This is a genomic window from Agrococcus sp. AC640b (assembly GCF_979255995.1).
On the sequence record NZ_CEEDMM010000024.1, the window covers coordinates 1 to 15,342 of the forward strand.

General features: G+C 70.7%; 18 protein-coding genes. 1 reads left to right on the top strand and 17 read right to left on the bottom strand.

Going from position 1 to position 15,342, the window contains the following annotated elements; all coding sequences use genetic code 11:
- Positions 1–38 precede the first annotated feature (38 nt).
- The 7 genes from ACZ6H8_RS10750 to rpsL form a co-directional block, all read right to left on the bottom strand.
- The gene (locus tag ACZ6H8_RS10750; protein WP_464146814.1) at positions 39–605 is read right to left on the bottom strand and encodes a dTDP-4-dehydrorhamnose 3,5-epimerase family protein; all 567 of its coding nucleotides are present in this window, start codon (positions 603–605) and stop codon (positions 39–41) included.
- Positions 606–636: 31 nt separating this feature from the next.
- On the bottom strand, positions 637–1,623 hold the full coding sequence (locus ACZ6H8_RS10755; protein ID WP_464146815.1) for a GDP-mannose 4,6-dehydratase: 987 nt from the start codon (positions 1,621–1,623) through the stop codon (positions 637–639).
- A complete protein-coding gene (locus ACZ6H8_RS10760; protein WP_464146847.1) occupies positions 1,613–2,593 on the bottom strand; it encodes a GDP-mannose 4,6-dehydratase in 981 nt (326 codons plus the stop codon). Before ACZ6H8_RS10760 ends, ACZ6H8_RS10755 begins: the two co-directional genes overlap by 11 nt.
- Before the next feature lie 157 nt (positions 2,594–2,750).
- Positions 2,751–3,944 carry an elongation factor Tu gene (gene tuf / locus ACZ6H8_RS10765; RefSeq protein ID WP_464146817.1) on the bottom strand — a complete coding sequence of 398 codons (1,194 nt, stop codon included), beginning with the start codon at positions 3,942–3,944 and terminating at the stop codon, positions 2,751–2,753.
- A gap of 109 nt (positions 3,945–4,053) precedes the next feature.
- The gene (gene fusA, locus ACZ6H8_RS10770) at positions 4,054–6,168 is read right to left on the bottom strand and encodes an elongation factor G (RefSeq protein WP_464146819.1); all 2,115 of its coding nucleotides are present in this window, start codon (positions 6,166–6,168) and stop codon (positions 4,054–4,056) included.
- 74 nt (positions 6,169–6,242) lie between these two features.
- The gene (gene rpsG, locus ACZ6H8_RS10775; protein WP_464146820.1) at positions 6,243–6,713 is read right to left on the bottom strand and encodes a 30S ribosomal protein S7; all 471 of its coding nucleotides are present in this window, start codon (positions 6,711–6,713) and stop codon (positions 6,243–6,245) included.
- A 5-nt stretch (positions 6,714–6,718) separates the two neighbouring features.
- Positions 6,719–7,087, bottom strand: coding sequence for a 30S ribosomal protein S12 (rpsL, locus tag ACZ6H8_RS10780; RefSeq protein WP_092506783.1), 369 nt, complete (start codon positions 7,085–7,087; stop codon positions 6,719–6,721).
- Between the two features lie 379 nt (positions 7,088–7,466).
- On the opposite strand from rpsL, the gene ACZ6H8_RS10785 reads away from it, so the two are divergent.
- Entirely contained in the window at positions 7,467–8,060 is a 594-nt protein-coding gene (locus ACZ6H8_RS10785) for a hypothetical protein (RefSeq protein ID WP_464146822.1), read from the top strand.
- A 62-nt stretch (positions 8,061–8,122) separates the two neighbouring features.
- Here the strand turns inward: ACZ6H8_RS10785 and ACZ6H8_RS10790 are convergent, their stop codons facing one another.
- The 10 genes from ACZ6H8_RS10790 to ACZ6H8_RS10835 form a co-directional block, all read right to left on the bottom strand.
- Entirely contained in the window at positions 8,123–8,788 is a 666-nt protein-coding gene (locus tag ACZ6H8_RS10790) for a hypothetical protein (RefSeq protein WP_464146823.1), read from the bottom strand.
- Positions 8,785–9,153, bottom strand: a complete 369-nt coding sequence (locus ACZ6H8_RS10795) for a hypothetical protein (RefSeq protein ID WP_464146825.1) — start codon at positions 9,151–9,153, stop codon at positions 8,785–8,787. The genes ACZ6H8_RS10790 and ACZ6H8_RS10795 overlap by 4 nt, the downstream gene beginning before the upstream one ends.
- Complete coding sequence (locus ACZ6H8_RS10800; protein ID WP_464146826.1) at positions 9,150–10,829, bottom strand: hypothetical protein; 1,680 nt, start codon at positions 10,827–10,829, stop codon at positions 9,150–9,152. The genes ACZ6H8_RS10795 and ACZ6H8_RS10800 overlap by 4 nt, the downstream gene beginning before the upstream one ends.
- Positions 10,826–11,107, bottom strand: coding sequence for a hypothetical protein (locus tag ACZ6H8_RS10805; RefSeq protein ID WP_464146827.1), 282 nt, complete (start codon positions 11,105–11,107; stop codon positions 10,826–10,828). Before ACZ6H8_RS10805 ends, ACZ6H8_RS10800 begins: the two co-directional genes overlap by 4 nt.
- 177 nt (positions 11,108–11,284) lie before the next feature.
- Positions 11,285–11,572, bottom strand: coding sequence for a WXG100 family type VII secretion target (locus ACZ6H8_RS10810; RefSeq protein WP_464146828.1), 288 nt, complete (start codon positions 11,570–11,572; stop codon positions 11,285–11,287).
- A 118-nt stretch (positions 11,573–11,690) separates the two neighbouring features.
- The gene (locus ACZ6H8_RS10815; protein WP_464146829.1) at positions 11,691–12,308 is read right to left on the bottom strand and encodes a hypothetical protein; all 618 of its coding nucleotides are present in this window, start codon (positions 12,306–12,308) and stop codon (positions 11,691–11,693) included.
- Positions 12,305–12,949 (bottom strand): hypothetical protein, encoded by a 645-nt coding sequence (locus tag ACZ6H8_RS10820; protein WP_464146830.1) that lies wholly within the window; start codon positions 12,947–12,949, stop codon positions 12,305–12,307. The genes ACZ6H8_RS10815 and ACZ6H8_RS10820 overlap by 4 nt, the downstream gene beginning before the upstream one ends.
- Before the next feature lie 19 nt (positions 12,950–12,968).
- Positions 12,969–14,192 (bottom strand): DUF308 domain-containing protein, encoded by a 1,224-nt coding sequence (locus ACZ6H8_RS10825; RefSeq protein ID WP_464146831.1) that lies wholly within the window; start codon positions 14,190–14,192, stop codon positions 12,969–12,971.
- The gene (locus ACZ6H8_RS10830; protein ID WP_464146832.1) at positions 14,189–14,500 is read right to left on the bottom strand and encodes a hypothetical protein; all 312 of its coding nucleotides are present in this window, start codon (positions 14,498–14,500) and stop codon (positions 14,189–14,191) included. Before ACZ6H8_RS10830 ends, ACZ6H8_RS10825 begins: the two co-directional genes overlap by 4 nt.
- A 145-nt stretch (positions 14,501–14,645) precedes the next feature.
- Positions 14,646–15,263, bottom strand: a complete 618-nt coding sequence (locus tag ACZ6H8_RS10835) for a hypothetical protein (protein ID WP_464146834.1) — start codon at positions 15,261–15,263, stop codon at positions 14,646–14,648.
- Positions 15,264–15,342: the final 79 nt, after the last annotated feature.

Sequence of the window (15,342 nt, forward strand, 5' to 3'; positions counted from 1 at the left end):
CCCCCCCCGGGGCGCGGCGTCCGGTGCGACCGGTGCGGTCATGGCCCCGCGAGCACCTCTGCGAGCGTCGGCGCGTCGAGGTCCTTCTGGCTGATGATCGACCGGTCGTCGCGGTCGGGCTCGATGGGCCAGAGGATGCCGAGCTCGGGGTCGAGCGGCGTGATGGCGACGCCGGCCATGCCGGGCACCCACTCGCTCGTGAAGCAGTAGACGTACTGCGTCGGGGTGTCGCCCGTCGACTGGAAGCCGTTGCAGACGCCTTCGGGCACGAGGATCTGCGTGCCGGGCTGCAGGTCGGTCTGGAAGACCGCGCCGCGCGTGGGCGAGTCGGGACGCGTGTCGACCCAAGCCCCGTATGCGGTGCCGTGGGCGATCGCGATGAGCTTCACCATGGACTCGCCGTGCATGCCGCGCATGCCGCCCGGCTTCGTCTCGGTCACGTTGACCTGCTGGAACGCGGGCAGCGCATGGCCCGCCGCCTCGAACGCGGAGGAGCGGAAGAACTCCCGCACGGTGCCGCGGTCGTCGGTGATCTGCTTCATGCGGATCAGCGCGAGGCCGTCGATGCTCGTCGTCTGCAGGTCGAAGTCGATGATGTCCACCACGGTCGAACAGCCTAGCGTCCGACCACGGCGGCTACGGCGCCGTGGTCTCGCCCGCGGCGACGAGGGCGAGGTCCGCTCGGACCATGGCGCCCACGACGTCGGCGAACGCGACCGTCGGTCGCCACCCGAGACGGGTGCGCAGACGCGTGGCGTCGCCGACCATCGTCGCGACGTCGGCTGGGCGCGCGAAGCGCTCGTCGATCGTCACGAGGTGCTGCCACTCGTCGATGCCGACTGCGGCGAACGCGGCACCGACGAACTCCCGTACCGTGCGCGCCTCGCCGGTGGCGACGAACCAGTCGCCTGGCTCGTCGGCGCGCGCGATGCGCAGCATGGCGTCGACGGAGTCCGCCGCCCAGCCCCAGTCGCGAGCGGCGTCGAGGGTGCCGAGCGCGAGTCCCTCGTCGAGTCCTGCGGCGATGCGCGCGACGCCGTGCGTGATCTTCCTGGTCACGAACGACATGGGTCTGTCTGGCGACTCGTGGTTGTAGAGGATCGCGTTCGACGCGTGCATGCCGCGCGCGCGAGCGAGCTGGACGATGCGGTGCGCGTATGCCTTCGCCGTGCCGTAGGGCGACACGGGCGCGATGGGCGTCTCCTCCGTCTGCGGCGTCGTGGCCGCATCGCCGAAGATCTCCGACGACGACGCCTGCACGAGCCGCGGCGCCGACCCCGTGCGCGCCTCGACGCGCCACGCGCCCTCGACGATCGCGGCGACGGCGGCGCCCGAGACGAGGCCGGTGCGCGCCGGGGCGCGCCACGACTCGGCGACGGACGAGATGCCGCCGAGGTTGACCACGAGCGACGGCGACGCGGCGTCGACCGCTGCAGCGAGGCCGTCGAGATCGCCGAGGTCGCCGACGACCACGTCGACGCCCGCGTCGCTCAGCCGGCTGGAGCCCTCGTCCTGCGCACGCACGAGCGCGACGACGTCGGCGCCCTCCGCCAGCAGCCGCCCGACGAGCAGGCCGCCGTCCTGCCCGGATGCGCCCGTGACGAAGACGCGCTCAGGCGACATGCGCACGCTGCTCGCGCAGGTCGTGCTCGACCATCATCTGCACGAGCTGCTCGAAGCCGACCTTCGGCGCCCAGTCGAGGGCACGGCGCGCCTTGGCGGGGTCGCCGATGAGGAGGTCCACCTCCGCGGGGCGCATGAACTCGGGGCTCTGCTCGACGTAGGGCGTCCAGTCGTCGATGCCGACGACGCGGAAGGCCACGTCGAGCAGCTCGCGGATCGAGTGCGTCTCGCCGGTCGCGACGACGTAGTCGTCGGCGACGTCCTGCTGCAGCATGCGCCACATCGCGTCGACGTAGTCGCCTGCGAAGCCCCAGTCGCGCTTCGCCTCGAGGTTGCCCATGACGATCGTGTCCTGCAGGCCGAGCGCGATGCGCGCGACGGCGATCGACACCTTGCGCGTCACGAACTCGGGCCCGCGCCGCGGCGACTCGTGATTGAAGAGGATGCCGCTCGAGGCATGCATGTCGTACGACTCGCGGTAGTTGATGGTCATGTAGTGGCCGAAGACCTTGGCGACGCCGTAGGGCGAACGCGGCCACAGCAGCGTCGTCTCGCGCTGCGGCACCTCCTGCACGCGGCCGAACATCTCCGACGACGACGCCTGGTAGAAGCGCACGTCCTTCGAGCCGCCCGCGTACAGCCGCGTGGCCTCGAGCATGTTGAGCACGCCCTTGCCCGTCACGTCGCTCGTGAGCGAGGCGTTCTGCCACGAGTAGGCGACCAACGAGATGGCGCCGAGGTTGTAGACCTCGGTCGGCTGCGACGTGTCGAGCACGCGCGCGAGGGCGAGCGGGTCGGTGAGGTCGCCCGCGACGAGCTCGACGTCGGGCACCGCGGCCCGCACCAGGGGCTCCTTGGGATTGAACTGCCCGCGGATGAGGCCCGTGACGTCGTAGCCCTTCTCGAGCAGGAGCTCGGCGAGGTACAGGCCGTCCTGGCCGGAGATGCCGGTGATGAGCGCCTTGGGCATGCGTCTGCTCCAGTGGTCGGGGTCGCCGGATGCGACCATCATCGCACCGTCGCCTGCGAGCGCGCGGCACGGCGGCGCTGCCCGCCGCCGTGCCCCGCACGACGAAGCAGGGGGCCCGCATGATGCGGACCCCCTGCTCGTCGATGCAGTCGGAGACTTAGGCGAGGACCTTCGTCACCGTGCCGGCGCCGACCGTGCGGCCACCCTCACGGATGGCGAAGCCGAGGCCCTCCTCCATGGCGATCGGCTGGATCAGCTCGACCGACATGTCGGTGGTGTCGCCGGGCATGACCATCTCGGTGCCCTCGGGCAGCGAGATGACGCCGGTGACGTCGGTGGTGCGGAAGTAGAACTGCGGGCGGTAGTTCGTGAAGAACGGGTTGTGACGCCCACCCTCGTCCTTGGACAGGATGTAGGCCGTGCCCTCGAAGTTGGTGTGCGGCGTGACCGAGCCCGGCTTCACGACGACCTGGCCGCGCTCCACGTCCTCGCGCTTCGTGCCACGGAGCAGGAGACCGCAGTTCTCGCCTGCCCATGCCTCGTCGAGCTGCTTGTGGAACATCTCGATGCCCGTGACCGTGGTCTTCTGCGTCGGGCGGATGCCGACGATCTCGACCTCGGAGTTGATGCCGAGCGTGCCGCGCTCCGCGCGACCCGTGACGACCGTGCCACGACCGGTGATCGTGAAGACGTCCTCGACGGGCATGAGGAACGGCTTGTCCTTGTCGCGGACCGGGTCCGGGATGGACTCGTCGACGGCCTCCATGAGGTCGAGGACCGCCTGCGACCACTTCTCGTCGCCCTCGAGAGCCTTGAGGCCCGAGACGCGCACGACGGGTGCGTTGTCGCCGTCGAAGTCCTGCGACGACAGCAGCTCGCGAACCTCGAGCTCGACGAGCTCCAGGATCTCCTCGTCGTCGACCATGTCCGACTTGTTGAGCGCGACGAGCAGGTACGGCACGCCGACCTGCTTCGCGAGCAGCACGTGCTCGCGCGTCTGCGCCATGGGGCCGTCGGTCGCGGCGACCACGAGGATCGCGCCGTCCATCTGCGCGGCGCCCGTGATCATGTTCTTGATGTAGTCGGCGTGACCGGGAGCGTCGACGTGCGCGTAGTGGCGCTTCGGCGTCTCGTACTCGACGTGCGAGATGTTGATCGTGATGCCGCGCTGGCGCTCCTCGGGAGCGGAGTCGATCGAGGCGAAGTCGCGCTGCACGTTGGTCGCAGACGGGTACTTGTCGGCGAGGACCTTCGAGATCGCTGCCGTGAGCGTGGTCTTGCCGTGGTCGACGTGACCGATCGTTCCGATGTTGACGTGCGGCTTGGTCCGCTCGAACTTGGCCTTGGCCACTATGTCCTCCTAGGACGTCTTGCTTGCTCCGCGCGCGCGGCGACGAAGCTGTTCTGGGGTATGCAGTTATGGTAGCCGGGCTCGCCCCTGGGGACGAACCCGGCCGGGCTCACTCGCCCTTGGTCTTCTGGACGATCTCCTCGGAGACCGCCTTCGGAACCTCGGCGTAGCTCGAGAACTCCATCGAGAAGACGGCTCGACCCGAGGTCTTCGACCGCAGGTCGCCGACGTAGCCGAACATCTCCGACAGCGGGACGTCGGCCTTGACGACCTTCACGCCCGCCGCGTCCTCCATGGAGAGGATCTGGCCGCGACGCGAGTTCAGGTCGCCGATGACGTCGCCCATGTACTCCTCGGGCGTGCGCACCTCGACCGCCATGAGCGGCTCGAGCAGGATGGGCTGCGCCTTGCGGGCCGCCTCCTTGTACGCGATCGATCCTGCGATCTTGAACGCCATCTCCGACGAGTCGACGTCGTGCGCCGCACCGTCGAGGAGCGACGCCTTCACGCCGACCGTCGGGTAGCCGGCGAGCACGCCGACCTGCATGGCGTCCTGGATGCCGGCGTCGACCGAGGGGATGTACTCGCGGGGCACGCGGCCACCGCTCGTCGCGTTGACGAACTCGTAGGTCGTCTCGGCGGTGACCTCCATCGGCTCGAGCTTGATCTGCACCTTCGCGAACTGACCGGATCCACCGGTCTGCTTCTTGTGGGTGTAGTCGTAGCGCTCGATCGTCGACTTGATCGTCTCGCGGTAGGCCACCTGCGGCTTGCCGATGTTGGCCTCGACGTTGAACTCGCGACGCATGCGGTCGACGAGGATGTCGAGGTGCAGCTCGCCCATGCCCTTGATGACCGTCTGACCGGTCTCCTGGTTGAGCTCGGTCTGGAAGGTCGGGTCCTCCTCGGCGAGCTTCTGGATCGCGACGCCGAGCTTCTCCTGGTCGGCCTTCGTCTTCGGCTCGATCGCGACCTCGATCACGGGAGCCGGGAAGGTCATCGACTCGAGCACGACCTGGTTGGCCGAGTCGCTCAGGGTGTCACCGGTGGTGGTGTCCTTGAGGCCGATGACGGCGTAGATGTGGCCGGCGGTCACCGAGGCGACGGGGATCTCCTTGTTGGCGTGCATCTGGAAGATCTTGCCGATGCGCTCCTTCTTGCCCTTGGTCGAGTTGATGACCTGGGCGCCGGAGTCGAGGTGTCCCGAGTAGACGCGGATGTACGTGAGACGGCCGAAGAACGGGTGCACGGCGATCTTCGACACGAGCGCCGCGAAGGGCTCGGTCGAGTCGGCACGACGCTCGATGACGATCTCGGGGTCCTTGACGTCGTGGCCCTGCACGGGCGGCACGTCGAGGGGGCTCGGGAGGTAGGACACGACGGCGTCGAGCATCGGCTGGACGCCGCGGTTCTTGAACGCCGAGCCGCACAGCACGGGGTAGGCCGAGCCGTCGATGGTCAGCTTGCGGATGCCGAGCTGGAGCTCCGCGATCGACAGCTCCTGGCCGTCGAAGAACTTCTCCATGAGGGCGTCGTCCGCCTCGGCGACCGCCTCGACGAGCCGCGCACGGTACTCCTCGGCCTTCGCCTGCAGGTCGGCCGGGATCTCCTGGATCTCGTACTTGGCGCCCATGGTGACGTCACCCTTGGAGTCGCCGGGCCACACGAAGGCCTTCATCGACAGCAGGTCGACGACGCCGACGAAGTCCGACTCGGAGCCGATGGGCAGCTGGAGCACGAGGGGGCGCGCGCCGAGGCGCGACACGATCGTGTCGACCGTGAAGTAGAAGTCGGCGCCGAGCTTGTCCATCTTGTTGACGAAGCAGATGCGCGGCACGTTGTACTTGTCGGCCTGACGCCAGACGGTCTCGGACTGGGGCTCGACGCCCTCCTTGCCGTCGAAGACGGCGACGGCGCCGTCGAGGATGCGCAGCGACCGCTCGACCTCGACCGTGAAGTCGACGTGGCCGGGGGTGTCGATGATGTTGATCTGGGTGCCGTTCCAGAAGCAGGTCACGGCGGCAGACGTGATCGTGATGCCGCGCTCCTTCTCCTGCTCCATCCAGTCGGTCGTCGAGGCGCCATCGTGCGTCTCGCCGATCTTGTGGTTGACGCCCGTGTAGAAGAGCACGCGCTCGGTGGTCGTCGTCTTGCCGGCATCGATGTGCGCCATGATGCCGATGTTGCGGACCTTCGTGAGGTCCGTCAGCACGTCTTGTGCCACAGGGGTTCCTTACTGGAGTGGATTGGCGGGTGGGGTCGAGGGGCGCCCGAGGCGGGCACCCCTCGACCGGGTGGTCACCAGCGGTAGTGAGCGAAGGCCTTGTTCGACTCGGCCATCTTGTGCGTGTCCTCGCGACGCTTCACGGCAGCGCCGAGGCTGTTCGAGGCGTCGAGGATCTCGTTCTGCAGGCGCTCGGTCATCGTCTTCTCGCGACGAGCCTTCGCGTACGAGACGAGCCAGCGCAGCGCGAGGGTGTTCGCGCGGTGCGGCTTGACCTCGACGGGCACCTGGTAGGTCGAGCCACCGACGCGGCGCGACTTGACCTCGAGGGTCGGACGGATGTTGTCGAGCGCCTTCTTGAGCACGACGACCGGGTCCTGGTCGGACTTGCTCGCGACGCCGGCGAGCGCGCCGTAGACGATGCGCTCGGCGAGGCCCTTCTTGCCGTCGAGGAGGATCTTGTTGACGAGCTGCGAGACGATCGGTGCGCCGTAGACCGGGTCTGCGACGACGGGGCGCTTCGGGGCGGGTCCCTTACGAGGCATGGTTCTCAGCCCTTCTTCGCGCCGTAGCGGCTGCGAGCCTGCTTGCGGTTCTTGACGGCCTGCGTGTCGAGCGCACCGCGCACGATCTTGTAGCGCACGCCGGGGAGGTCCTTCACACGACCGCCGCGCACGAGCACCATCGAGTGCTCCTGCAGGTTGTGGCCCTCGCCGGGGATGTAGGCGGTGACCTCGGTGCCGTTGGAGAGCTTGACGCGGGCGACCTTGCGCAGAGCCGAGTTCGGCTTCTTCGGGGTGGTCGTGTAGACGCGAGTGCAGACGCCTCGCTGCTGCGGGTTGGCCTTGAGCGCGGGCGCCTTGGTCTTGGAGACCTTCGGCGTCCGGCCCTTGCGGACCAGCTGCTGGATGGTGGGCACGAATGCTTCCTTCTGCTGCACGGTGACAGCATCGATGTGATCTGCCGACGTCCGTCGGCGTCATCGGTGATCCGACGCGCGAGCGGACTCGCGTGGTGCATCGGATATGCCGTGGGGGCTCGGGCGGATGCCCGATTTCCCAAGTGCGTGGTTCGCCGCTTCCCGCGCATGACGCAGGGCGCGCGTGAGCGCACACCCGAGCAAGTCTACGGCCAGGGGTCATGCTCGGTCAAGGTCGGCCCCGCCCGCCCGTGCTGGTCGGCAGAGCCGCGCCGTCGCCGGTGCCGGCCAGCGCCCTCGGAACGATCCTCCACCCGCCCTCCAGGCTTCGGGCCTCGAACACCCCTAGGCTCCTGAGGTCACCCGAAGAGGAGCATCGATGTCCACCATCACCACCCGCGCCCTGCGCGGCCCCGTCGCCGTCGCGTTCGCCGCCGTCGGCATCCTCGGCCTCGCCGCCTGCAGCGGCGGCGACGCATCCGAGGAGTCGGCAGAGCCCACCACGAGCGCCTCGAGCGGCGCCGAGGAGTCGTCGGAGCCCACGACGAGCGAGGCCCCCGAGGAGACCGAGGCCGCAGCCGACGGCCAGCTCTGCACGAACGAGCAGCTCAGCTCGCTCACCGCAGCCTCCGGTCAGGAGATCCCGGAGGAGGCGTTCGTCGCCGCGACCGCGGAGTTCCAGCCCGCCTCGGCGATCGGCGACCTCCCGACCGAGTGCCTCCTCACGGCCGAGGAGTCCGGCGTGTCCGCGTCGTTCGCCTTCCTGCCAGGCGGCGCCGCCACGCTCGCGACGATCGCCGAGCAGGCGAACGCAGCCGGCGGCTCGGTGCAGGACGTCGGTGGCGTCATCACCGGCACGCTCGACGGCGTGACCATCACGGGCGTGCCGCTGACGCAGGTCGCCCCGGACTCGACGGCGTTCGAGAACCCCGCCGACATCGTCGTCCTCACGAGCATCCCCAGCGTCGGCTGACGCCTCCCTCGCGTCGACGGCCCCGGACCTCACGGTCCGGGGCCGTCTCGCGTTCCACGCCCTCAGCCGGCCTGCCCTCCGCGTGGGGCGCCCGCCGCGCGCAGCGCAGCCGCGACGCCGCCCTCGGCGTGCCACGTCGTGCCGAGCACGATCTCGTCGAAGAGCGTCTGCAGCAGCGCCGCGAAGGGCGTCGCGGGCGCGACGACGTGCACGAGGCGCGCGTGCCGCTCGCCGGGCACCGTGACCCAGTAGTCGATCCGCAGCGTCGGCAGGCGACCCACGGCGTCGACCTCGGCGTCCTCGAGCGTCGGCCGACGCAGCACGAGCGAGCGCGACGCCGCGAGCACGCGGTCGTCGGGCCCGGCGATCGCCGAGCCGCCCTGCGGCTCATGGGCCGCTCGCAGCACGAGCGGCACGAGCGCATCCATCACGGCACGCGGCGAGGCGTCGGCAGCCGTGCTCACGGCGACGCCCGGATAGACGGCGATCGAGGCCGGCAGCGGCACGCCGTCGCCGAGGGAGCGTCCGAGGTGCAGCTGCTCGGCCCTCCCCCGTTGCGCGTGCGCGAGCGCGAGATGCAGTCGGCGGCGCAGGCGGATGCGGTCGAGCGCTGCGGCGTCGCCAGCACCGTGCACCTCCTCCGCGAAGCGTCGGATGCGCGTGCGCGCGTCGGGCTCCCCGATGGGCACCGCGTACCAGTCGCCAGGCAGCGGCAGCTCGAGCCTCATCGCAGCCCCCGCACCTCGGGGGCGTCGACCACGATCGATCGCCGCGACACGACACCGATCCCAGCGACCCCCGCGGCATCGACGACGCGGCGGGCGTCGAGCCGCTCCTCGTGGGGTCGGTGCGTCGTGAACGTCACCGTCGCGCGCGGCATGGCCGGCCCCGCGGCGGCGAGCGCCGCGAGCGCGGCGCGTGCCGACGGCCCGGGCGCGTCCGCGACGGCGGGGTCGAGATCGAGGTGCACGACGAGCGCGTGCCGCCAGGGGGCGCCGTCCGCGACCTCGGCGACCGAGACGTCGACCACCCCGTCGACCGCCAGCAGCGCGGCCTCGAGCGCGTCGAGGTCGATGCTGTCGCGCGCGCTCACCGCACCACGCTCCCACCGCGCTGGAACACCGTCGAGTGCCGCTGCTCGTCGCCGCCGAAGAACTGCTCGAGGCCCACACGATCCGCCCACGCCTCCGCAGGGGATCCCGACAGGTCTCCCTGCTGCTGCAGCGTCGTCTCGTACGCTGCGCCCGCGTGCGGCACGAACGGCGCGTCCGCCGGCGGGGCGACCTCGATGCGCGTCCGGTTCGCGTCGTCGCGGTGGTAGCCGCCCTGCGGGTCCTCGAGCAGCGGCACGGGATCGCCGACGTGCTCCACCGACAGCACGGGGATGTGCGCGGGCACGTCGACGTCGTCGACGGGCGCACCTGCCACGACGACGCCGTCGACGTCGTACCGCTCGGTGAACGCGGCGTCCGCTGCGAGGTTCGCGGCCGTGATGCCGCCGAGGCTCCAGCCGGACAGCAGCACGCTCGCACCGTCTGGCACGCCGGCCTCCGCCATCGCCTGCTGCACGGCACGCTCGAGCTGCGTGGGACGGTCGCCGAGCTTGGCGTTCGCGTCGCTCGCGATGTCGTTGATGCCGTCGGTGCCCGTCGTCCACTGCTGCGTGCTGGGGATGTTCACGCGGTAGCGCACGACGCCGTCCGCCCCGACGACGGCCGTGACCGTCACCATGGTGGCGTCCTTCGAGTCGTAGCCCTTCGGCGCGTCGCGCAGCGCGTCGACGTCGCGGTTGCCCGCCTGCAGCTCGGCGAGCAGGTCGCCTGCCGTCGCATCGGGGCCGAGGTCGCTCGCCACGGTCTTCACGTCGCTCCACCGCAGCGACGGGTCGCCTGCATCCTGTGCGACGAGCCATGCGAGCACGCCGGGCGCCGTGCGCCGCAGCGTCTCGATCGCGCCGGCCATGAGCGCGGCGTCGAGCTCGCCCGTGCGCAGCAGCGTGCGCACGAACGCCTCGGCGCCGCCGTTCGCGACGAACAGCACCACGGCTGCGAGCAGCAGGCCGCCCAGCAGCGCGACGATGCCGCCGACGGCGAGCATCGCGACCGCGATCGCCGCGGCGACGAGCACGACGACGGCGACGAGCACGACCGCCGCGATCCACTGCAGCACGGCGACGACGGCGTCGGCGATCGCCGCGAAGAGGTCGGCGATCCCGCCCCACAGGTCGTCCCAGAAGGAGTCGTCGACCCCCGAGCCCTCGATCTCGGCCCGGATGCGCGCCTCGGCCTCCTCCGCGGCGCTGCGCTTGCGCTCCGCCGCGACGAGCCAGTCGTCGTACGCCTCCTGCCGCGTCGCCTCGTGCGCGGCGACGACGGCCGCCTGATCGCCGACCGGGTCGTCTGCGGCGTCGGCCGGCGTCGATGCCGCGAGTCGCGCGCGCTCGTCCTCCGCGTCGCCCACGGCGACGTCGGCCACCTCCCAGCGCTCGAGCGCCTCGTCGGCGGCCGCCTGCGCGATGCCGAGCTCGGCCGCGTAGTCGACGAGCGACTGCCCCGTCACGTCGTAGCGCGAGCGCGCCCTGCCGATCTGCTCGCTCACCTCGCCTGCGACGTCGCGCACGCGGTCGAACGCGCGCGCGATGGTCGAGTCCTCGTCGCGGATGGCCCGCAGCCGCTCGATCGCCGTCTCGATCGCCTCCGCCGTGCCGACGTAGGCCGTGCCGTGCCCGTCGACGACGTGCGGATCGCCCGTAAGCGGCTCGGGCCTCATCGCTCGTCCTTCGCGAGCTCGACGTCGAGCTCGACGAACGCCTGCACGATGTCGTCGATCGCGCGCGCGAGGCCCTCCGCCGCCTCCTGGAAGTCGCGACGGTTGTCGTCCCACGAGTCGGCCGACTCCCGCACGCGATGCGCGAGCCCCTCGTGCCCGACCGCGGTCGCTGCGGCATCCGCCGTGTCGTCGTGCGCTGCGAACTGCGTCGCGACGTGGTCGAGGTTCGTGACTGCGCCGCGCAGATCGCCGTACGAGATGCGGATGTCCTGGGCCACGGGATGCCTCCTGGGGTCTCCGCCAGGCTATGCGCGAGGTCTGCGAGCGCCGATGGGCAGGTCTGCCCATCGACGGCCGCGGCCCGCCGAGGCACGCGCGTCGCGCCCGCGCCCCTGCGCACACGACGAAGGGGCCGACCATCGTGGTCGACCCCTTCGGACGTGCTCGTGGCTGGATCAGCCGCCGGCGAGCTGCTCGTCGAGACCCTGGATCGCCTGCATCATCTGCGTGAGCGACTCCGACATGTCGTTGATGCCGTCGACGGCCGTCGTCAGACCCGACGTCAGCTCCTCGTAGCCCTCGCCGAACTTGCCAGACGCGTGCTGCGTCTTGAAGTCCTCGCCGAGCAGCGTGTCGACCTTGCCCTTGAGCTGCTCGAGCGTCGTGACGATGTCGTCGCGACCATCCTTGAGCGCCCCAGCGACCTGCTCCATCTCGCCATAGCTGGCACCGAAGTCCGTCATGGTCCGAATCCTTCCGTCTGTGTTCCGGCCCGCGTCGGACCCGATGACGACCACGCTACGGACCCCCGGCTCGAAGGTCGATGGGGAGAAGTCCCCATGCGGTCGCGGTGCGGCTCGGTCAGCGTGCGACGGGTGCCGGCGCCCAGCGCAGCGTCGAGACGCACACGTCGAACAGCTGGCGCAGCCTCCGCAGCGGCACGCCGTCCGCCGGGGCGTCCGCTGGTCTGCCGAACCCTGCCACGAGCTGCAGCGCCCGGCTGCGCTCGGTGCCCGGCACGGGCGTCATGTAGACGCGAGAGTGCACCACGAGCGACGTGCCGTCCATCTCGCGCGGGAACTGCCGCTCGAACACGATCGTGCGGGCGTCGCCGAGCAGCGGCTGCGCGTCGTGCTGGCGCATCGCGGTGCGCACTGCGGCATCGAGCGAGCCCGGCGACGTCGCCGCACGGAACGTCGCCGTCAGCGATGCGGGCACGAAGAGCGTGTCGGGATGCGGCTCGAGCGGTGCGAAGAACGCCACGACGCGCGCCTCCTGCAGCTGCGCGAACATGCCGTCGATCTGCCGCCGCAGCTCGACGAAGAGCTCGGGCCTGCCAGCCTCCATCATGCGACCGCGCGCGACGCGCGTGAAGCGCTCGAGCGTCTCCTGCGTGGGCGCGTGACGCTCCCAGCCTGGTGGCAGCAGCATCGTGAACTCCGGATCGGGCGCGCCGCCCAGCTCCTCGCGCAGGCTCATCGCGACTCCTCCACGATCTCGTCGTCGACCGTCAGATCCCAGCGCTCGCGCGCGACGACGCCGTCGGAGAGGACCCCGCGGAACGGCCGCCCGTCCTCGTACGTCGCCGTCATGGTCTCGAGCAGGCCGTTGAGGCCCGGCCGCACGGCGGCGAGCATGAACGCGACGCCGCCTGCGACGGTCACCACGATGGCACCCTCGCCGTCCTGCAGGACGATCGACTCGGTCGCGAGATCCATCGTGCCGCCGCTGGGCGCAGCAGCCGTCGTGGCGATCGACATGCGGATGCCCGTGCCGAGCCCCGGCAGCTCGAGCACGTCGTGCTCACCGGTGGGCAGCAGCTCGGCGACGCCCTCGGCCTCCATGATGCCGACGCGCACGACCGCGCCCACCGGGATGGGCGTCGGCCACGCGTGGAAGACGATCGGGTCGGGCAGCTCCTGCCGGTGCCGCAGGACGGCGTCGAGCTGCTGGAGCGCCTCGATGCGATGGTCTCCCGGCCACTGGCCCGGCCACACCTCCTCGAGCCGCGCCGACGCAGTCCGCACCCATTCGGCCGCCGCGGCGTCGAGGTCACCGTCGACGATCGGGACGATCAGCCATCCCGGCCAGGTCGTCGATCCTGCGATGTCCAACCTCATGCTGCCCCTCGGCTCGTGCTCACCAGAACACGTCGAGGATAGGGAACTGCTCCTTGGGGTTGAGTGGGAGGCCCGTCGTCATCTGGCCGTAGCCACCGAGCTTGAGGTAGTGGCCGATGATCGTGTGGCCGGCGTCGAACGTCGCGAGGGTCGTCGGCGAGAAGAGGTTCGCCACCGAGAACGGTCCCGTGAAGGCGTTGTCGGCGTACTTCGTCACGAGGTCGTCGAAGCCGTTCACCGTCATGCCGGTCTTGAGCCTGCTCACGACGTCGAACGCGCCGAGCGGGTTGTTCGTGCGGAAGTACGACATCGGCCCCTTCGCCATGATGTCGGCCCCCGCCTCCCACGCGTCGCCGAGCTTCGTGATCGGGATCTCGCGCACGAAGCTGCCGAAGCCGCCCTTGCCGAAGAGCATGCCGATCTTGCCGAACGGCAGCACGCCGATGACGCCGAGCGCGAGGTCGCCCCAGCCCTTGTCGCCGTTGAACATCTGCACGACCGTCACGATGAGTGCGATGACGCCGACGACGGCCGCGATCGCGGCGAGGATCGGACCGCCGATGATGAGCGCCGCGACGCCGACGATGAGACCGACCCATCCGAGGATCTCGGCGAACTCCGACAGCGCCTCCCAGAAGCCGTCCTTGAGCTCGTCGGTGAAGGTGCCGTCGATCTCGTTCGTCGCGAGATCCCAGGCGTCCTCCCACTCGTTGTAGGCGCCCTGGAAGTCGGACGCCGCCTCGAGCCACGACTCGTACGCCTGCCGCTTCGCCTCGTCCTCCTCGGCGTGCTGCTCGGCCTCCGCGCTGCCCTCGTCGGGCCCCATGCCGAGGAAGTAGCCGCGGCCGCCGGGATCCTCCGAGCCCGGCATGCCGTCGAAGTCGTGCCAGCGGTCCTCGGCCGTCGACGCGCGGGCGTCGATGATCGGCTTCAGGCGGATGACCTCGTTGCCGTAGTCGACGATGGCCTGACCGACGGGCGTGTACATCGCGCCCGCCTTCTCGAGCAGGGAGTACGAGTCGCCGACCGACTCGCGGAGGCTGTCGACCGCCTTGCCCTGCTGGCCGTCCTCGCTGTCGGCGAGCGCCTGCAGCGTCGCGGCAGCCGCCGTCATCTTCGTGCCGACGGTGACCATGGCGGAGCCGTTGGAGACGATGTCCGACCCGTCGCCCTTGAGCGGCTCGATCTCGATGCCGGCGCTCGTCCGGGGCCAGCGTGCGTCGGCGTAGCACATGTCGGTCATGCGGGGGCGTCCTGTCCACTCTCGAAGTTCTTGGCCGCGTCCTGGTCGAACTCCTGGAACGAGTCGTAGATGTCCTGCGCGTGCTGGCGGATCGCGTCGAGGTCGTCGGCGAGCCCGCTGCGCTTCGTGTTCCAGCGCGACTCCGAGTCCTGCGCCTTGTCCGGCAGCTCGTCGCGGTCCCAGGGCTTGTCGATCGCGTCCCTGATCGCACCGGAGCGGTCGCCAGCCTCACGCAGCTCGGTCACGATCGACTCGAGCTGCGAGATCACGGTGTCGAGCTCGCTGTACTTGATGACGACGTCGGGCACGGCGTTCCACCTCATTCACGGGGTCTCGATGTGTGGCGCCCGCGCCATCGATGCGGTGCGGATCGCCTGAGACGAATCTATGCGCGCACGCCTGGGAGCGACATGGGGAGAACTGCCCACCCGGTCCCCGACGCCGCCCGCTCGGTCAGCGCAGCTGCGCCCACGACGCGACCGGCTCGTCGCCTGCTCGCGTCGCGAGGTCCTCGTCGACGAGCCCTCGCTGCGCGAGCCGGTAGAGCACGAGCGAACGAGCGTGCCACGCCGCGTGCCCGCCATCGGCCACCGAGCCCACGAGCAGCCCGCCGAGCGCCGCCGCCGAGGCGAGCAGCAGGATCCACGCGGCGCCTGCGCCGGGCGGACGCCCCGCGAGCACCATGTCGAACGTCACGACCGTCGCGGCGGCCTGGGCACCCAGCAGCAGCACGACCGCGAGCATCCACCCCGCCCTGCGACGACGCGCCATGAGCCACACGACGAGCGTGGCCAGCAGCACCGCGATGCCGACGACCGCCGCGACCCGCACCGCCGTGCGGCCCGCACCCGGGCTCGCGAGCATCGACGCGAACGCGACGGCGGGTGCGAGCGCGAGCACGCACAGCACGACGACCGTCGCACGCTGCTGGCTGCGCCTGCGGAATCCGGGGGCGACGGCCGGCCGCGCCTCGATCTCTCGTGCGATCGTCGGCAGCGCCACCTGCCCGACGAACGGCTCGGTCCGCGCCCACGCCTCGGCGGTGCGCCGATCGTCGACCCTCGTGCTCATGCTCCGGCTCCCGCGCCACTCACGTCCGACATCCTGCCACGGTCGCCGCTGCCGTCGCCGCCCTGCGGGCGCGGCGGCA

Coding starts and splice junctions, on each gene's coding strand:
- ACZ6H8_RS10820 (WP_464146830.1), bottom strand. CDS start 12,949: ATGAGGTTGGACATCGCAGGATCGACGACCTGGCCGGGATGGCTGATC.
- ACZ6H8_RS10785 (WP_464146822.1), top strand. CDS start 7,467: ATGTCCACCATCACCACCCGCGCCCTGCGCGGCCCCGTCGCCGTCGCG.
- ACZ6H8_RS10800 (WP_464146826.1), bottom strand. CDS start 10,829: ATGAGGCCCGAGCCGCTTACGGGCGATCCGCACGTCGTCGACGGGCAC.
- ACZ6H8_RS10835 (WP_464146834.1), bottom strand. CDS start 15,263: ATGAGCACGAGGGTCGACGATCGGCGCACCGCCGAGGCGTGGGCGCGG.
- ACZ6H8_RS10760 (WP_464146847.1), bottom strand. CDS start 2,593: ATGCCCAAGGCGCTCATCACCGGCATCTCCGGCCAGGACGGCCTGTAC.
- ACZ6H8_RS10810 (WP_464146828.1), bottom strand. CDS start 11,572: ATGACGGACTTCGGTGCCAGCTATGGCGAGATGGAGCAGGTCGCTGGG.
- ACZ6H8_RS10815 (WP_464146829.1), bottom strand. CDS start 12,308: ATGAGCCTGCGCGAGGAGCTGGGCGGCGCGCCCGATCCGGAGTTCACG.
- rpsG (WP_464146820.1), bottom strand. CDS start 6,713: ATGCCTCGTAAGGGACCCGCCCCGAAGCGCCCCGTCGTCGCAGACCCG.
- ACZ6H8_RS10755 (WP_464146815.1), bottom strand. CDS start 1,623: ATGTCGCCTGAGCGCGTCTTCGTCACGGGCGCATCCGGGCAGGACGGC.
- ACZ6H8_RS10790 (WP_464146823.1), bottom strand. CDS start 8,788: ATGAGGCTCGAGCTGCCGCTGCCTGGCGACTGGTACGCGGTGCCCATC.
- ACZ6H8_RS10825 (WP_464146831.1), bottom strand. CDS start 14,192: ATGACCGACATGTGCTACGCCGACGCACGCTGGCCCCGGACGAGCGCC.